The sequence below is a fragment of the Bifidobacterium sp. W8110 genome, assembly GCF_016101375.1.
Classification (GTDB): Bacteria; Actinomycetota; Actinomycetes; order Actinomycetales; family Bifidobacteriaceae; genus Bombiscardovia; species Bombiscardovia asteroides.
The window spans coordinates 321,282-339,014 of record NZ_JACFQO010000001.1 but is presented as its reverse complement, the minus strand read 5'-3'; the positions used below and the strand labels follow the sequence as shown (position 1 = coordinate 339,014).

Annotated in this window: 12 protein-coding genes; all 12 read right to left on the bottom strand. The window is 60.4% G+C overall.

Annotated elements, in window-relative coordinates; all coding sequences use genetic code 11:
• Positions 1-5: 5 nt before the first annotated feature.
• The 12 genes from H3T88_RS01315 to H3T88_RS01260 all read right to left on the bottom strand — a co-directional run bounded on the left by H3T88_RS01315 (position 6) and on the right by H3T88_RS01260 (position 17,531).
• Positions 6-239, bottom strand: a complete 234-nt coding sequence (locus tag H3T88_RS01315; RefSeq protein ID WP_081580986.1) for a hypothetical protein — start codon at positions 237-239, stop codon at positions 6-8.
• A complete protein-coding gene (locus H3T88_RS01310) occupies positions 239-3,949 on the bottom strand; it encodes a helicase (RefSeq protein ID WP_232347057.1) in 3,711 nt (1,236 codons plus the stop codon). Before H3T88_RS01310 ends, H3T88_RS01315 begins: the two co-directional genes overlap by 1 nt.
• A gap of 8 nt (positions 3,950-3,957) precedes the next feature.
• Positions 3,958-5,562 carry a variant leucine-rich repeat-containing protein gene (locus tag H3T88_RS01305; RefSeq protein WP_198203290.1) on the bottom strand — a complete coding sequence of 535 codons (1,605 nt, stop codon included), beginning with the start codon at positions 5,560-5,562 and terminating at the stop codon, positions 3,958-3,960.
• A 248-nt stretch (positions 5,563-5,810) separates the two neighbouring features.
• The gene (locus H3T88_RS01300; protein WP_198203289.1) at positions 5,811-7,346 is read right to left on the bottom strand and encodes a glycoside hydrolase family 30 protein; all 1,536 of its coding nucleotides are present in this window, start codon (positions 7,344-7,346) and stop codon (positions 5,811-5,813) included.
• Between the two features lie 52 nt (positions 7,347-7,398).
• On the bottom strand, positions 7,399-8,940 hold the full coding sequence (locus H3T88_RS01295) for a glycoside hydrolase family 30 protein (protein WP_198203288.1): 1,542 nt from the start codon (positions 8,938-8,940) through the stop codon (positions 7,399-7,401).
• Between the two features lie 330 nt (positions 8,941-9,270).
• Positions 9,271-9,651 carry a 50S ribosomal protein L7/L12 gene (gene rplL / locus H3T88_RS01290; RefSeq protein ID WP_015022403.1) on the bottom strand — a complete coding sequence of 127 codons (381 nt, stop codon included), beginning with the start codon at positions 9,649-9,651 and terminating at the stop codon, positions 9,271-9,273.
• Positions 9,652-9,752: 101 nt separating this feature from the next.
• The gene (gene rplJ, locus H3T88_RS01285; protein WP_015022404.1) at positions 9,753-10,274 is read right to left on the bottom strand and encodes a 50S ribosomal protein L10; all 522 of its coding nucleotides are present in this window, start codon (positions 10,272-10,274) and stop codon (positions 9,753-9,755) included.
• Positions 10,275-10,498: 224 nt separating this feature from the next.
• A complete protein-coding gene (locus H3T88_RS01280; RefSeq protein WP_198203287.1) occupies positions 10,499-13,204 on the bottom strand; it encodes an alpha-L-rhamnosidase-related protein in 2,706 nt (901 codons plus the stop codon).
• Positions 13,205-13,258: 54 nt separating this feature from the next.
• On the bottom strand, positions 13,259-14,152 hold the full coding sequence (locus tag H3T88_RS01275) for a hypothetical protein (RefSeq protein WP_198203286.1): 894 nt from the start codon (positions 14,150-14,152) through the stop codon (positions 13,259-13,261).
• Positions 14,153-14,155: 3 nt separating this feature from the next.
• A complete protein-coding gene (locus H3T88_RS01270; protein WP_198203285.1) occupies positions 14,156-15,055 on the bottom strand; it encodes a carbohydrate ABC transporter permease in 900 nt (299 codons plus the stop codon).
• Positions 15,056-15,059: 4 nt separating this feature from the next.
• On the bottom strand, positions 15,060-16,049 hold the full coding sequence (locus H3T88_RS01265; protein WP_198203284.1) for a carbohydrate ABC transporter permease: 990 nt from the start codon (positions 16,047-16,049) through the stop codon (positions 15,060-15,062).
• A 129-nt stretch (positions 16,050-16,178) separates the two neighbouring features.
• A complete protein-coding gene (locus H3T88_RS01260; RefSeq protein ID WP_198203283.1) occupies positions 16,179-17,531 on the bottom strand; it encodes an ABC transporter substrate-binding protein in 1,353 nt (450 codons plus the stop codon).
• Positions 17,532-17,733 lie beyond the last annotated feature (202 nt).

The window sequence follows — 17,733 nt, the reverse complement described above, 5'->3', positions numbered from 1 at the left end:
GGCCGTCAATCGCCGCGCTCATTGGGGAAGAGCCCCCAGTGAGGCGGCAACTCGCCCAGGATCCGCCGATCATCCCCATCAAGACGATCCTGCGCACAGACACGGTCCTGGGGATCCTCCTCGGTGCCATCAACATCGAACCGTTCTGTGCCTGGACGAACAACCCGACGATGGCGACGCCGATGCGGAGCTGCAGACTCACCAGCCTGGTTTCCCCGATCTAGCTGATTATCCGCCATCAACGCGCCTGTTGGTAGATATCGGCAAGGATGGCGACGATCCTGTCGGCTTCCTTGTCGGGGTTGACAAAGGCCGAAACACTCCAGACGGTCATGACCGACCAACCAAGATACTGCAGGTCCTCGGTGGTGAACCGGTGACGTTCCCGAGTGGACTGAGTGTGCATGAACTCGGCGTCATCTGTCAGCACGGCCAAAGCATAGGGCTTGTTCTTGAGCCCCACCACCAGCGGAATTCGGGGCGCCTGGTCGTACCCGTAATCCAGAGCTACATCCAGCCCCCGGGTCCGCAGCCGCTGGGCCAGATCCCGGAAGAGCACATTAGTGGACTGCCCGGCCTGCCCAGGCCGGGCCGGTTCCGCGTCGGGATGCTCAACCCAGGTCAACAGCTCCTTGAGCAGACGCGGTCCGGGCTGGTGAATGCGGTCGTCCTCCAGATCATCAGCGGAGAACGCCGCGACGATGTCCAGATTCCGATCAGGCAGGACCAGAGCATCCAACAGCATGCCCTTGCCCCCTTCGCCCTCCAAATCGCCGAATTGCTGTAAGAGACGGCCATGGGTGGTCTTGGCAAAGCCCAGAGTCAGGATCACGTCCGTGGCCCGAGCACCGCAGACCTCGTCAATGCCGACGATGCGTACATGCCGCAGGAACTTGGCGAAGACCCTGTCCTTGGCTGCCGCCGACTTGAGTTCTGCGCCCAACCGGGAGCGGTGGGTAGCCGACAAGGTGACCACAGTCAGCAGATAGCTGTTCGGCACCAGGGAGAAGGAGCCAGCCTTGCGTTTAAGCATGTCGACAACGGCAGCAACCTCCTGTTGGCTGGACTCGACCAGGCCGGTGGCCATGACTGGGACGCCAGCGCCCTCCACCCTGGTCAGGGTCACTCTTCCAGGCTGCCGGCAGTCGGGCACAGGTGCCGACAGATCCCCGTAGCCATGGTCTTTCAGGAAGGCGTCCAGCCGAATGGAACGACGCGAGGGACGAGCCTTGACGGTGACCGGTACCAGATGGTCAACCAGCTGCAAGAGGCCATCCGAGGTAATGGTGGGCCGGTGGGCTATGACCGCCACCTGCCGGGCCCGAGCCAGCACGGTAAGCACCTGGATGGAAGGCATATGGGCCCCGGCATCAATGATGACCGTATCGGCCAGCTGTGTCGGATTGGTCCTGGTCGCCAGCGTGGCCGGAGTCGCGATAATGATGGGCTTGGCCGCTGACAGTATGCCAGGGTGAGCCTGTTGGAAGACCGTAAGGGAGGCGCCGGGGCTGCCGGCCAGCATGGTATGCAGCTGATTGGCCTCCTGGGTGCGTGAGAAGAGCAGCTCGGACAGGCGCTTTTCGCTCTCCTGGGCAACCATGGGCCCTACGCTGGCCACATGCTGGGCATCCACCTGGCTGAAGCGGTCGGCTGCATTGGACAGGGCGGAACCGTCCTGATTGGAGATGATCTGCGAGGAGCGCATGATGTCGTCGAAGACCGTGGTCCACCAGGCCAGCTGCAGTTCGGCCCGTACAGCCTTGCCTTCAACCTGGCGGTTGCGCAGGTCCTGAACCAGGTCCTGCAGCCCCGCCTTGCGGAATTCGCCCTCCAGGGCGCATCGCTCAGGCAGGGTATCCAGGGCTGTATGGTCGTCAAAGAGGGCCTTGAGCCGCTCCTCCACCTTGTTGAAGTCCATGGTCTCCAAATCACCGCCAGCCGGAGTCGAGTCCAGCACGGTGTCCAGAGCTGTCATGTCACGAATCAGGGATTCCTGAGTGTCAATGATGACGTCCAGCTTGGGCGGAAGGACCGGCCAGCCGCCATGGGGGACGAAGGTCCGCCATTGCTCGGCCTGCTTGGAGACCACCACCAGCGACTCATGCAAATCCTCGACCTGGGCACCGGGTCTGAGCAGGCTCTTGGCCTCCTTGACCAGACGTCGACGTTCCCAGAATCCCAGATTGGTGCCATTGGCCTTGCGATCGGCCTTGGACTTGGTGGCCTCAATCATGGCGGGGATGTCGCGTTCGAAGATGGAAGGCTGGAAGACATCCAGGACCCGGCGCAGATTCTTAAGGACCACCACCTGCCGCCCCCAATCCTTGACGGTGGCCGGCACGGGAAATCCGCAGGTCTCTACAGTGGATTTGACCTGCTCTCGGGTATCTGGCAGAAGCCTTTGCAGAAGACGAACCACGCGGGAGTATGCATCCACAGCCTCGTTCTCGCTGACCAGGGTTGCGCCGTACCAAGGGGTGTCCTTGGGGCCGATGACGAATTCGCCCAGCTCGGCGGCCCTCTCCAGCTTGTCCGCCCAGGCATCCAGCTCGGGCTGCAGGTTGTGGGCCGTGGCCGCGCCCAGACGGACGCGGGTGGCGGGATGCGTGGGCATATTGGCAATGTTGGCCAGATTCTGAATGGTCTGATAGGCCGAAACCCCCCAGCTGGAGTCCACCCCATGCAAATCGCCCAGGTAGCGGGTCAGCCGGGAACGGACACCCACAAGCTCGTCTGCCACCTGGTCGAAGTGCTCACTGGCCTTGCCGGGTTTGAACCCCACCGCATCAATCAGCCGCTGATCCAGGACCCGACCCAGCTGATCGTCAGTCAGGTCAAGGGCCATGTCAGCCATCCCGGCAGCATCCAGACGATGCTGGAAGCGCCGCTTCTCCTCCACTACGCAGGGCACATAGAGCACGGTTCTTCCAGCAGTGACGCAGCGCGAAGCAATGGCCAAGGCATCGTCGGCGCTGTGACGGCCGGTCTGCTCATCCACAAGCACGCTGTGCCCGGTCGCCACCAGCTGGGCGGCATAACGGACCCGGTTGTCCACATCCCCGGCCTCAAACTCGCTGTGAGGGTCAGCATCGAAGGGGCTGTAGTCGGGCACAGGCCCGCCCTTGAGCCGCTCGGAGGCTGCCTGGTCGCCAGTCAAGACATCCAGCAGGTCGTTGCCGGTGGACCCGGCTGTCATCCGATCCAGGATCCGAAGGCTTTCACCCAGCAGCTGGGCCGATGGCTCGATGAAGCATCCCAGAACGATTTTTCGTTCGATAGTGAAGTCGCTGATATGCGGCGTGATCAGGGCCGTCATGTCCTTGAACAGCGAAGAAGTTTCGGGGGTGCCGCCCTGGTAGTGGGAGGCGGAAAACAGGCGGTCCGGATCCAGGGTGATGCCCCGCTCGCGCATGGTCGAAATCAACGCAGGATTAAGATCCACCTTGCCAGTGAACCTGATGGAGGCTCTGGATGCTCCCTGCGTGCTCTCGTCGATACGCACGGGATAGAGCAGTACAGGCATGTCACGCCCCTGCCAGGCAGCCACCCCCACCACCATGGAGAGCTGGGCGAAACCGCTGGCATGCTCCTTGGCGGCCTGATCGTCCAGAACCCGCTCCATGCGCCGGTGGGCCGCGCGCAGCATGCCACGGTCCCGGAAGAGCGCATCCAGATGGACCTGGCCGCTGGCGAAGAGCTGGGCAATGCCTGAAGGATGCGCATGCGTCAGGTCCATCTGAGCCGCCAGTTGCGACACATTCTCCAAGGGGGTCAAGCCCACCTGGTTCTGGTAATCCTGGCGCCATCCCCGAATTCGCTCCAGGGGAGTCAACGGGGCCTTGACCTCTTCAGCCGCACGGTCGGAGGAGGAGCCAGCCGTTGATGCCTGTGCATCTTCAGCCCGTTTGTCCTCTTCCGATCCCCCGGTGCTCATTACCGTCTCGCTCATCCGTCCACTCACTTCCGCACGGCGTTCAGATATTCGTGATACCCGTCATTGTTGCGCAGGGCCGCGTCGATGTCCTGGTCGCCCTGAGCCTCCAACCAGGCGTACAAATCATCATAGAGGGCCGGGTTCATCGCCAGGAAAGGCAGCAGCTGCCGATGCTTGGCCATGGCGAACTGAAGGGCGAAGTCCCCGGTGCGTTTGGCATCATCGGAACTCATCCCGTCCACCACGATGGCCTCCTGGCCACGGTCATAGTCACCCTTGGAAACCCGCTCGAAGACGGATCCGGGCTCAAAGGCGGGCTGATAACGCTGGTCGTCATCCGAATTATCCACTGACTTGGGACGCCGGACCTGATCCGATTCCTTCTTGGACAGGCGGGCCAGCTCTACAGCTCCCAGCGGGGTGAACTCCTGGGCCGTATTCGCTTCGTCCCTCCGACCTTGCTGAGTCTGGCCATTTGCATAGCCACTGTGGCCGGAAGCCGCACGATCATCACGATGTCCACGTTCGTCATGAGCATCACGGGCATCCTGGTCGTAACGGTCCTGACCAGAAGCGGATTCAGCGGAACGGGAACGGCGGGCATCTGCGAAAAGGTCACGGTCGACAGGCTGGCTCTCCTCCTCCTGGGTGCCGACCAGCGGCAGACCCTGCTCGGATTCGTGCTCCTGCCATGGCAGAGGCCGACGGGCTTCGCCACGAGCGTCCTGGGCCTGGAAGTCAGCACCTCCACGCCGGTCACCCCGGCGGTCTTCGAATGCCTTGTCATCCGACTGGTCGGCATAGATCCTGCGGCGGTCCGATTCCTGACCATCCGCTGAGCCGGCATCGGTCGGCTCCCTATCAGCCCGGCCATGCTCGGCTGAATCGGAATCTTCAGGATACCGGGCCTGCGAGCCTCGCGAATCCAAGGACGCGGCTCCATCGGGGAAAGGCTGCACCGAATTGTCCTGCGAGTCGCGAGCGCCTGGGGCAGACCTGGGACGATTCCGTGAAGCACTGTCGGCCTCTTGGGAAGAATCGGCTGTCTTGGCAGCACCCAGGGCCATATCGTGAAGGGCAGTGACCCGGTTGCGGACCCCATCGGCCTTGAAGATGCCAGTAGGCTCGCCGGCACGCATATCCAGAATGTCGTCGACCGACATTTCAGCTGCATCAGGCTCCACCATGCCCCGGGGCTGTGTGGAGTATGAGAAGAGGTCAGGCACCCGGGTCGAAGGATCGGTCTTATCCTCTTCGGGATTGCTGATGCGCACGAAGTCGACGGGAACATCACCGAATTGGAAACGAGCTGAGCTGCTGGACAGCGGGAAGTCGGCATCCACAGGCAGCCTGACCAGCGATCCGTCGGACTGGATCAGATAAGACCCGTTGGTGGAACCCATGTCGCGCAGGGTGGCCAGACCGTCCTGATCGACGGCGAAAATGGCATGCCTTTTGGACATGGATTTAGTCTGATCGGGCACCTCCAGACGACGCCGACCGTCATCGGGCAGCGGACGCAGAGGCTTACGACCGATCTCTACGGTCTCGCCAGGCTTGAGCCGGGTCTCTTCCGCCCCATTGAACTTGATTATCCACACCTGCCCCGGTCGCCGATCGTCACTCACGTTTTCGACCTCCCAAATCTGCAGCCGCCTTCACTCGGTACTACCGCCTATTCTGTCATGAAACCCAGAGATAGGATTGATTGCGTGCCGAATTAACTGATAAAGGACACATGAAAGACCCACAGACATGCCGGCGCAGTGGGCCCTCCCTGCAGGCAGGGCTTTGGCATCGAAGTGAACGACATAAAACGGCGGCCGCCCTTGCTCCTGAAAACCATCAGAGTCAATCAGCGGCCGCCGTCATCGGATCAGGCCTGGTCGTCCTCCCCCTCGTAATGGTCGTCAGCTGGGTGCGGAGTCATATGGACGACGAATTGGTCATCCTCGGGCACCGTGCTGCAGTTGAGGCGATCGGAGCCTGACATATGGCAGGAGACCGTCCCGAAAGCAGGTACGCTTACCGGTCGCCAGCTTGCGCCCCAGCCATTGACGGTCAGGGCCGCACGGATGGGTTCTTCGGTCGGATTATAGAGGATAACGCTGAGCTCGCCGTCGTCGCGGATGAAGGCGACCGATCCCAGACCGCCGGTCCGACCGTCACCGGTATGGCTGGTGGAGGCCACCCTGCGAGCGCCGACCGGCACATCCTGTCCGAAATTACGGAGCATGAAATATTCCAGGTTGCGCTTGACTCCGCCAGTTTGGGAATCGATGGTGATGACCCCGCGCCGACCCATGGTTCGCGCCCAGCTGGGCAGACCCCGCTCATCCAGGGCCAGATTCCACAGGTCGATCATGCCCACGCCCTGACGGACAAGTCCGATGCCTATCTCCCCGAACATGACATGGCTGGCCTCGTCCACCTGCTCGTCCAGCATGCAGCGCCGCTCACTCATGACCGAACGCCATCCGGGGAACTGCCTGGTGGCGTTCACGACCCATTTGGGCAGGCCGGAATATGTATGCATGGCCGTCCCGGCGAAGCTCTGGGCCTCGGCAGGGGTCATATAGACGCTGACCGGACGGCTGAAGAATCTCAGGCCGTCATCGCCGAAGAAGATCTCCACCTCAGGGAAGCTGCGATCGAGTGCCGGACGCAGGTAGTCCACCCCCCAGCGCACCAGCTCTTCGGGGGTCCAGGTCGTCATAGGCCAGGAAGGATTGTTGGAGGGCTCGTTCTGCATGGTGACGGACGCAATGGGAATGCCAAGCTCCTGGTAGGCCTGGATAAACCGGATGAAATAGCGGGCATAGGCAGCGTCTACCGTATCCCGCGGGCGGTAGCCGTTGCCACAGTATTGCCCCAACCGTAGACGCCCAGCACCCTCCAGCTGACCGCTGTCCTTCATCCAGGCAGGCGCGCTCCAGGGCGAAGCCATAATCCGTACGCCCGGGTTGATGGCCATGATCTCCTGAAGGACGGGGACCACGTACTTCATGTCCTTGGTGGCCTCGGGCGAGCCCGGCTTCCCCTGCCCAATGGAGAAGTAGGTCATATCCGAATCCGACATCACGCCCTCGGGCAGTTCATCATAGGAGTAGTAACGCTGGCTGGAGAAATCGCATGACCCGATGGAGATCCTCAAGGTGGATAGGCCCGCCTGAGCCGGATCGAAGAGCTCAGTCAGAATCCGATGACGTTGGTCAGCATCCATGGCCGTCATGAACAGGTAGGCACTGGAGTCCGTCAGAGCAGCGCCGGCCCCCTCCCAGTACTGATAGCGTCTGGTTGGATCAATGACGATGGGGACGGCCGCGCCGGGCCCAGTTGTCGTCTCCGGGGTCGCTATAGGTTCTCGCCGCTGGGACAGGTCCCCTGCCGTTGCGGTCCAAATCTCCTTCATGTTCGTATGTCTCCTTCCGCCGGGCTCTTTCCCGGCATCGCCATTCCGGTCCTTAGTCCTGTCCGGGAGCCTTGTCATCCACGGTGTACGCAGGCAGTTGCAAAGCAAAGTCCTCATCCTCGGGTACGGCCGAATCATTGATCCGCTCGCCCGTCGTCGCGTGCATGGTCACGGTCCCCCAGGCTGGCACGGTCACATTCTGCCAGCGGTCCCCCCAGCCGTTGATGGTGACAGCCGCCTTGATAGGCTCGCCCGTGGGGTTGTAGATATGGGCGGCGATGGATCCGTCCGGTGCCAGGAAGGCCACGGAGCCCAAAGAGCCGCTCCAGCCGTCCGGAGTGTAGTTGCTGGAGTCAATCACTACCGAGCCGGGTTCCACGTCCTGGCCGAAGCTGCGGAGCATGAAATACTCCAGGTTTCTGCGAACCTTGCCGCTGCCATGATCGATGGTGACCACACCGCGTCTGCCGTCGGCACCGATCTGGTTGGGCAGCCCACGCTCGTCCAGGGCCATGTTCCACAGGGTGATAAAGGAAGAGCCATGGCGGACCAGCCAGTTGCCGATGACCCCGGACATGATGTGAGCGGCATCCTCGGGGGTCTGGTCCAACATGCAGCGACGTTCGGTCATGCCATAGATCCACTGCGGATAGACCCGGTTGGCATAGTCCAGTTGCGGATAGTCGTTGTCATAGGTGTGCAGGGTCAAGCCGCTGATGGAACGGGCCTGCTCGGCGGTGACATCCTTATCGACCGGTCCGGTCAGGCAATGTGCCGAGTCGTCGTTGATGAAGATGCGCACCTGGGGGTGCCGACGGTCCAGCGCAGGACGCAGGAATCGGTGGGCGAAGTCGGCCTGCTGGGCCAGGGTCCAGGTCATGGCCGGCCAAGGGGCGGCGTTGGAGGGTTCGTTCTGCACGGTGACCGCCCAGATAGGGATGCCTATGGCTTCCATCTCGTCGATGTAGCGGGCGAAGTACCGGGCATAGACGCCCTCTATGGAATCCTCAAGCGGATCATAGCCGTTGCCGGTCCACTCATCGAAACGCAGGTGGCCGCCCATGCACAGGTGGCCGGTGTTCTTCATCCAAGCCGGGGCGCTCCAAGGCGAGGCGATGATCTTTACCGCAGGATTGATGGACAGAATCTCCTGGACAACGGGGATGATGTACTTGTAGTCCTTGGTGGCGTCCGGAGCGCCCGGCTCGCCCTCGCCCAGGGAGAACCTGGTCAGATCCTTGTCATGCTCACCATAGGGAATGTCGTCGTAGGTGTAGTAGGGCTGGGAAGACGGCTCGCAGGAGCCCAGCGGGATGCGGATGACCGAAAAGCCGCCCTTATCAGGATTGAACATGTCATCCAGCAGGGCATGCCTTTGCTGGGCGGATTGGCTGCCCCAGATCAGCGAAGCCGCGGCATCGGTGATGGCGGCTCCAGCCCCGAGCCAGGGCTGATGCCGTTGGCAGGGGTCGATGACGATGGGCTTGGCATCCTTGGGCCTCTGCCCCATCGGAGGGGCTTGCAGGGGCCGGCGGCGATCGGTCAGGTCTCCGGAGGTCACTGTCCAGAACTGGTTGGTGAAGGTGATGGTCATGATTACTCTCTCGTTGTCATATCTGGGCATCGGCGTCACGGTCGATAGGACAGGGCCTTAGCATAGCAGCGATTACAATCATGAACAAACTGTTTCGATCAACTTCGATCATCACGATTGAACGGTCAACCCTCTGCTCCAAAGTTGCCGAAGCTGCAATCACAGCGGCAGGCGCAGACCTGTCTGTATATACCGATTACACCTATGCAGATCGGCTCAGGCAAGCATAGTCACCCCTGCGCGCAGGTTGGCTGGGTTACAGGAAAAGCCCCGCACCATCAGTGGCAGTGCGGGGCTTTTCAAGATGCAAAGGCTCAGAAGAGCCGATGACTACTTGAGCTCGACGGTGGCGCCGGCCTCTTCCAGCTGGGCCTTGGCCTTGTCGGCATCTTCCTTCTTGGCGCCTTCCAGGACGGTCTTGGGGGCACCGTCAACCAGAGCCTTGGCATCGGCCAGGCCCAGGTTGGTGATGGCCTTGACGGCCTTGATGACCTGGATCTTCTTGTCGCCGATGGCGGAGAGCACGACATCGAACTCGGTCTTCTCCTCCTCAGCCGGAGCAGCGGCGCCGGGGGCGGCAGCGGCCACGGCCACAGGGGCGGAGGCCTCGACGTCGAACTCGTCCTCGAACTTCTTGACGAAGTCGGACAGCTCGACCAGAGTCATTTCCTTGAACGCGTCGATGAGCTCGTCAGCGGAGAGCTTGGCCATAATGGCTTCCTTTCATTTGTGGCGACCGGCATTGACTGGTAGACCGATCACCGAACATCTTCTTGTATTTGCCGTATGGATCCGGGCCAATGGCCGTGGACTCAGGCGGCCTTTTCCTGCTTCTCGCGCAGGGCGTCGAACGTGCGCACGGCCTTGGTAGGCACAGCGACGAACAGGTTGGCGGCCTTGGACATGGTGCCCTTGAGCGCGCCGGCCATCCGGGAGAGCAGGACATCGCGGGATTCCAGATCCGCGATTTTCTCCATGGCATCTGCGTCAGCGACAGCTCCATCAATGAAGCCGCCCTTGACGATCAGTGCCGGATTGTCCTTGGCGAAATCACGTAGCGTCTTGGCGGCATTGACGTAATCACCCTTGACGAAGGTGATGGCGCAGGGGCCGGCAAGCATCTCATCGAGACCCTCGATTCCAGCCTCTTTGGCCGCAATCCGGGCTAACGTGTTCTTCGCCACGTTGTAGGAAGTATCGCGGCCTAGCTTGTTTCGCAGATCGGCGACCTGCGGAACACTGAGCCCGCGGTACTCGGTGAGGATGATGGCATCGGCGTCACGGAACTTGTCCGTCAGCCTGGCGACAGCCTCTTCCTTTTCGGGCCTTTTCATGGCGTTCCTTCCTAGACAGACCTCTGGAGGGAGCCGGACCACCGAGCATGACAGGCAAAAAGAAAGCCCTGCCGACAGGCAGAGCAAAAACAGGTCACGAGGACCGATTTGAAACTCAACCTGTGCTGGCTCGATCAACCGAACTTAGGAGACCCAAGGGTCCCGACCAACGGTCTTTGGTATGCAAGCGCTAATAGTACACAGATCAACAAGGACCGTCAAGTCTATAGATGCGGCACCATCAGATGGTGATTGCCACAGGGCAGCGCATCCGTAACCAGGGATCCTGCTCTGCAACGAACGCCGGCCACCCGGCTCTCGGCATCCAAGGCCTTCAGCATGATCGGCGACCCGTCCAGTAAGGCCTCGACCTGACCCCCTGGTCCGAGGCCGAGCAGGGGAGGAAGAACCAAGCGACCCCGGCAGCCTTGGGGCACCGTCAATTCCAGATCGATGTCCGGCAGGAGAACATACCCGGGCCTGGCATCCGCACTCCCCTTGAACCTATATGACATATGGATGTCCCCCGTGGGCACGGGCATGGTCAGCTCGGCCCGGCCCAAACCTCCAGGCTGAGGAGCGGCTACAAATTCACGGTACCCGGGCTTCAAAGGCCGCAACCCCATCAGCCCGCTGGAAATCAGCCAGACAGGCGAGGCCCCCCAGGGGTGCGAATAGGTGGTGTTGGATTTGATCGATGGGTCCCAGGCCTCCATGGTGCCTCCGGCACCCTGGTCCAGCATATGCTTCCAGGTGCGCATGCCCTCCCCTGCCGAGAGCAGGGCCAGAGCATCAGCCCCTAGGCCTGATCGATAAAGTCCATCCAAAAGCACGGCGGCTGCGTAGGCGCTGCAGGCCATCCCCCTACGACGCAGATAGGCACCGACCGTCTCCAGACGAGCGGGATCCGAAGGGGGCGCAAAAGCCAAAACAAAGGCCGAAGCATGCATGGCACAGTGATCGATGGCCGGGCCGTCGGGACCGTCTAGCAGACCATCCCGGTAGGCGCCGACCGCTGGATCGTAGAGACGCTCATCCAGCGCCTCCTGCATTTTTCGGGACACCTCTGCCAGACGGGCGGCTCGGCTACGATGGCCCAAAGCCCGCGACAGACGAGCCATGGCTTTATAGGCGGCACTGGCCAGTGCGTTGATGACCGTGTTGACACGACCGAAGACATATCCATCGCGTTCAACGGGCGGCCAGTCGACCAGGTCTCCATCCATCCGGCTGGAAGTGCCAGGGTCCTTGACGATCAGCCCGCTGTCCTGGTCCAGGTACTTGTCCGGCAGCAGTCCCATCAGTCGTTCGTACTGGGCCGCCGCCTGTGTCAGATCCCCTGTGTGCATCCAGGCATCATGCACGGCCAAAATGCTGTAGAGGGGCCACTCGGTGGGCCAGGTTCTGTTGGCGATCAGATAGTCCAGGCTGTAACGGCCCAGGGCGGGCGCATCATCCAGCACCATATGAGCCCGCTGCTGGATCCAGGCATCAGCCTCATAGGGAGCCCGCTCCCTGGTCCAGGAATCGACGTAGATGTCAGCGTTGAGTCCCCTGATGGTGTTACGCCCCAGCTGCCAGACCTCATCGAGCAGAGGCCTGTCGCAATGAAAACTGGCATGCTCGTCATATACGGGAGCCTCAAGGCACTCCGCCCACAGGCTTCCTTCAGTCAGGCTCGCCAACAGCCCATCAGGGTCGGATCCCGCAGGCCATATCAGCTCCAGATATCGAAAGACCCGAATCCCCCAGGTCTGGGCCCGGTTGCTGCCAACCTGCAGCCGCCAGTGATCCTGATAGACGTTGGAGGTGGCAAGACGGTAACGAACGCCTCCCTGGCCGTCCAGAACCTCCCCGTAGCGGACGGTCAAGTCCAAATGTTGCGACAGATCCACCCGCAGACCGATGCCGCCCAACCGCACGGAGCCGAAGTCCAGCAGAAGATGGCCAGGGGTGGCCTCCAGAACCCGATGAACTTCCACCCGGGTTAGTCTGGTGCCGTCTGCAGGAGCTGCCAGGCACTTGGAGAATGGATGCCGAATCCGTACCTTGGGCCAGGCAGAGTCGTCAAAGCCCGTGTTGGAAAAACCCCAGGGGTATCTGGACAGATCGATGTCCTCGGCCGGAGCCTGATAGTAGGTTGTACCGATGGAGGCGCTGTCAGGAAAGGCCTCAGCGCCGCTGATAGCCTTCCATTCGGCATCCGTGCCATAGTGCTCCACCCTGCCATCAGGGCGACCCAGATCCAACTGTGCCTGGAAGCGTCGGCCTTCCATGGCATAGGCCACCACGCCCAGAATATTCTCCGCCCCCGGATGCAAGAGGCCGGTGACCTCATAGCCCCTGTAGCGATCCTCTCCATCCAGGGGGAACACCGGACCACAGCCTAGAAATCGCCCGTTGAGCCATAGCCGATAGACAAATTGACGCGCGGGCACAGTGCTGTCAGCGGTCGCATACAGACTCGCCCAGAGTATCGGCCCAGGGGGCAGCCGGACCACACCACGCATCAGCGCCCAGCCTTTGGCATTGCCCTGAGAACCTGAGGGGTTCCTTTCATCCTCTGCGGACCAAATGGCTTGAGCGTGCCAGGCCAGGCCAGGACCCGTGCCAAAGGTGATGGGTTCAGACCCTATCAACCGACGGCCCTGTGCGTCCAGCAGAAGAACGGTCAGCCAATACCGTCGCGAAGGATCCATATCAGGTCCAGGCAGACGGCTGCCATTGAGCTCGTCCGCAGGTTGGTTGCCGGTGTCTACAAGTATCCTTCCCTTCGGCTGTTCGAAGACTCGCACCCTGGCCAAACGGACCCTATCCGCCCAGGACGGCAAGGGATCCAGCCTCCACCTGACCGTGGGCCTGGTTCCCGGTTCGATGTCCACAGGACAATCCCGATCCTCGATCAACACCTGCAAAGGCTCACAGCCCATTCCAGCAAATCCTCCTTGAGCCTGTCCTTAAATACAACTTTTCTTCTTGAACCGCTATTGCCGGTAGTCCTGAATCGCAGTGAAGGAAGAGCCCTTGGGTCCAGCATCCGGCAGTCCATACATGACCTGGACGCCTGGATCCTCGCTCTCACGGGCCATCTGGCGGAAGAAGGGATCAGCCTGCCACCGCACAGCTGCCCAGACCAGATACCAGATCAGACCAGTGGCCAGAAGGGCCACCAGGATGGGCGAGCGCATCAGCCCCCAGACATATCCGGCCAGGACCGCCAGCGACAGAACCAACATGTACCAGCGGCGCACCGACAGGAGGAGGCCATTGACCAAGACTTTGCGGATGCGCGCCCGAGGATATTCCACCAATAGCACCAGAGAGACCAAGGCGGTCTGCACCAGGAGAAGCAGGCATACCAGGATTGGGAAGAACATAATCTGGCCCCACGGGAGCTGTGACATGATCTGCAGATCATAAATCAGCGCGAAGGCAATGAGCCCCAGAGGCAGCCAGGTCGCCCATGACCTTAGGGCCAGAACCTTGTAGGCCCGCCAGTATGCACGGAAGAATCCATAGACCGTCCCTGAATCCACATAGGGTTTCGCTATCCAACCCGGCAGGGACCCCCCACGCTCCGTCATGGAATCCATGGCCTGCCGCCTGGCCCGGGCAGAGGCCGACGACAGGCCTGGATGATCGCGATATATGGCAAAGAGTGCCGCCAGACCAGGTGCGGACAGCACGGCTGCCAGCAGATAGGTCGGGAAGTACTGCGGATCTCTCAGAAAGATCAATACAGCAGCCAAGGGCAGCATCCCCAGCAGGGAGCAACACCCAGCACCCAGCACCACAGCAATGGAGTTGGTGATCCCCAAGAGGGCCCGCATGGCGTAGCCCTTGGTGGGACGCCCCTGGTCGCCATCACTTCCAGCCAAAACTCAGCCTTTCATACCGGATGTCGCAATGCCGGCGATGAATTGCTTCTGACCGATGAGGAAGACGATCAGGATGGGCAGGACCGAAAGAACCGAGCCGGTCATGATCATGGCAAAATCAGCATTGTACTGGGAAATGAAGAGCTTGAGGCCCAACTGGATCGTGTAGAGCTTCTGGGAACGCAAGTAGATCAACGGACCCATGTAGTCGTTCCACGTATTAGTGAAGGTAATGATTGCCAAGGCTGCAAGTGACGGTCCCGACAGGGGAAGCATGATGCGCCAGTAGATGCCGAACTCACTGAGCCCATCCAATCGGCCCGCCTCAGACAAATCCTCAGGTATGGTGTCATAGAACTGTTTCATCATAAAGACGCCAAAGGCTCCAAAGGCTTGCAGAAGGATGATGGACCATCGCGTATCGGAGAGACCGACGGCGGAGACCAGCTTGAACTGCGGAATCATGTAGGCCTGCCAGGGCACGGCCATGGTGGCGATATAAATCAGGAAGAGGGTGGTGCGCCCCCTGAAGGGGATCTTCGAGAAGCCATAGGCTGCGAAGGATCCGGTAAAGACCTGCAGGAGGGTCACGATCACAGCGAAGAAGATGGTGTTGAGCAACCAGGTCGTCATATCGGACTTGGTCCAGATGGCAATATAGTTCTCCCAGTGCCAGACCGATGGGAACCACTTGATGGGGATGGCGTAGACCTCATTGTTGGGTTTGAGGGAGGAGAGGAACATCCAGAAGAAGGGCAGGAGCACGAAGGCGGAGACGACGATCATGGCCAGATACCCGATGACTGTGCCTACAATCTTGGCCGGAGAGACTGGCTTCTTGTTCCAGGGAAGCTCCTCACCGGCGGGTGAGGAAACAGCTGCGGAGACTGTGTTGGTGGACATGATCTCAGTCCTCCTTCAGATTGTTGTACCAGAACTGGAACAGCGTGACCACCATGCAGATGGCCAGAAGAACCAGGGAGACGGTCGAAGCATAGCCGAAGTCGCCACGTTCGAAGGCCACACGGTAGATGTACTGCGCCAGAACCAGGGTGCTGGTGCCGGGGCCGCCATCGGTCATGACCAGTGTCAGATCAAGAATCTTGAAGGATCCGATGGTCAGGGTGACCATGACGAAGAAGAGTGTGGGGCGCATCATGGGGACGGTCACATGCCAGAAACGCTGCCATCCGTTTGCGCCATCAAGCTCAGCGGCCTCATAGAGCTCGGAGGGGATGGTCTGCAGACCTGCCAGGAGCAGAATCATATAGTAGCCGACCTCACGCCAGGTACCCACGACGATCACAGCGGGCATGGCCCAGGCCGTCGAGCCCAGCCACCCGGGGGGATTGCTGATGAAAAGCCGCAGGAAGGAGTTTATAGGACCGGACTTGGGGTCGAAGAGCATGCCCCAAACCTGGGCCGCAGCCACTATGGAGGTGATGTAGGGGAAGAAGGCCACCGTTCTGAAGAAGGCACGTCCGCGCAGCTTGGAATTGAGCAGGACGGCCAGAGCGAAGGCCAGAACCAGAGTCAGGGGGATGTGGACTATCGAATAGTAGATGGTGTTCCACACCGAGGTCATGAAGATCTTGTCGTGGGATAGCCTGACCCAGTTCTTCACGCCGTTCAAGACGGGGTTGCCGAAAGCCGACCACTTGGTAAAAGCTATATAAAAGAGCGTCAGGGTAGGCAGGAGGGTCAGGCAGATAAAACCTATGAAATTCGGCGATATGAATATCAGACCATTGCGCAGGTTCCTTCGTGAAATCGCCTTGGCATTGAACTTGCCCTGCTTAACCATCGGGGCTCGCCGCCCGCCGCCGGGCCCATGAGAACCCGTTTTGTGATCAGCGGCCGCCTGCCGGTCGTCGATCACACCGATTTCTTCTGACATCTGTGCCTCTCCTTACTGCCATCACGTGTCATGGGTTTGGGAAGCCCCTCGCCACTTTTACTCCAACTGGCTCAGTGGGAGGCTTCAGGACACATGTGCATCCTGAAGCCTCCCTTGCGTCACCTGGGACTATTCGTCCAGTACGCCTTGATCCTTAACGTTTTGGGTTGCTTCCTTGAGCCCATCGGATGGAGACTTGGCGCCCGTCATAATCGAAGAGTGGGTGTCCTTGAGGATGGAGTTGACGGTGTCCGTGGCCTTGTCCACGGGCGCTTCCATCTTCATGTCGTGCTTGCTCCATGCATCCTTGGAGGCCTGGTCGGAGGCCATGCCCTCAGGAGAGAAGAAGGTATCGGTCACCTTGTCATCGATATAGGCGGGGGTGGTGGAGAGCTTGGCCAGCTCAAGAGCACCGCCTTGCCCGGTGGCCCACTTGACGAACTCCTTGGCGGCAGCCAGTTTCTGACCGGAAGACTTGGAAGATACCGCCAGGCTGGTGGGGCTGCCGAAAGTGATCGGTGTCTTGGGCAGCTTCGTGCTGGGGTTCTGGGGAGCCGGAGCCATGCCCCAGCTGAACTTCTGGGCTTCACCGGACTGCTGCTGGCTCAGAAGAGTGGCGGCGTACCAGGTGCCCATGGGCATCATAGCGGCCTTCTGGGTGCCGAACTGCGCCTGATACTGAACCTTGTTGGTGAACGAAGTGTTCCAGTCGATCGTATACTTGTCCTTCTGCCACTCCAAGGCCCTCTTGTAATAGGGCTCCATGTAGGAGAAGTCGGCCTTAAGGAAAGTGCTGGCGGCCGACTTGCCGGACTGTGCCAGAGCGAAGGACTGCACCACGGACTGCCAGTTATGCATATACATGGGGTAGACGCTGTTGGCATCGTAACCTGCTGCAGGCAGCTTCTCCTGGAGTTCCTTGGCAGCCTTGGTGTAATCATCCCAGGTCCACTTGGCGTTCGGCTCTTCTACCCCGGCCTTCTTGAACATGTCCTTGTTATAGAAGAGCACCCAGGTATCACTGCGGTAGGGCAGGGCGAAGTACTTGCCGTCGTGGTTATAGCCGTTCAGATCAATATGCTTGTTGCCCTGGTAGCTCTTGGCGATGTCGGAGATATCCGCCAGTCCCTGCGAGTCTGCATAGGTGACATACTTGATCATGTTCTTGATGGGGAAGACATCGGGCTGGGCGCCTGAGGAGATGTCCGCCGTCAACTGCTTGTCATAGTCATCAGCTGAGTATTGCTTGACGTTGACGGTCACGTTGGGGTGGGCTTTATGGAAGCCGTCAGCCAGAGTCTTGAACTCGGGGGTCATGTCCAAAGACCATCCAGCGAAGGTGATGGTCGTGTTGGCCTTGCTGTCGAATCCGTCACTTCCTGAGGAGGCCTGCTTGCTTGAGCCGCCACCTCCACAGCCAGCCAGCAGCATGACGCCCGCAGCCGTCACCGCCAGAGCCTTGGTTACAGTTTTCACGTTCATGGTCATCCCTTTCCTTCGGCGACAATGCCGCGGAAGAGGCCGGATAAGGCCGACCCCTCTCTCACTGCAGACTTATCACAGACCCCAGGTAAACCCTTGCTGGCTTACCTGCCCATGATAACTCCGAGCGAATAAATCCAGAATAACTGGTCTGAAAATGACCTGAAGAGTTTGTTGCAGTCTGTTTCCATCACTCTTGGGC

Excerpts from the sequence above, each read along its gene's own strand:
- H3T88_RS01315 (WP_081580986.1), bottom strand. The coding sequence starts at position 239 with ATGGCGGATAATCAGCTAGATCGGGGAAACCAGGCTGGTGAGTCTGCA.
- H3T88_RS01310 (WP_232347057.1), bottom strand. The coding sequence starts at position 3,949 with ATGAGCGAGACGGTAATGAGCACCGGGGGATCGGAAGAGGACAAACGG.
- H3T88_RS01300 (WP_198203289.1), bottom strand. The coding sequence starts at position 7,346 with ATGAAGGAGATTTGGACCGCAACGGCAGGGGACCTGTCCCAGCGGCGA.
- H3T88_RS01295 (WP_198203288.1), bottom strand. The coding sequence starts at position 8,940 with ATGACCATCACCTTCACCAACCAGTTCTGGACAGTGACCTCCGGAGAC.
- rplL (WP_015022403.1), bottom strand. The coding sequence starts at position 9,651 with ATGGCCAAGCTCTCCGCTGACGAGCTCATCGACGCGTTCAAGGAAATG.
- rplJ (WP_015022404.1), bottom strand. The coding sequence starts at position 10,274 with ATGAAAAGGCCCGAAAAGGAAGAGGCTGTCGCCAGGCTGACGGACAAG.
- H3T88_RS01280 (WP_198203287.1), bottom strand. The coding sequence starts at position 13,204 with ATGGGCTGTGAGCCTTTGCAGGTGTTGATCGAGGATCGGGATTGTCCT.
- H3T88_RS01270 (WP_198203285.1), bottom strand. The coding sequence starts at position 15,055 with ATGTCCACCAACACAGTCTCCGCAGCTGTTTCCTCACCCGCCGGTGAG.
- H3T88_RS01265 (WP_198203284.1), bottom strand. The coding sequence starts at position 16,049 with ATGTCAGAAGAAATCGGTGTGATCGACGACCGGCAGGCGGCCGCTGAT.
- H3T88_RS01260 (WP_198203283.1), bottom strand. The coding sequence starts at position 17,531 with ATGAACGTGAAAACTGTAACCAAGGCTCTGGCGGTGACGGCTGCGGGC.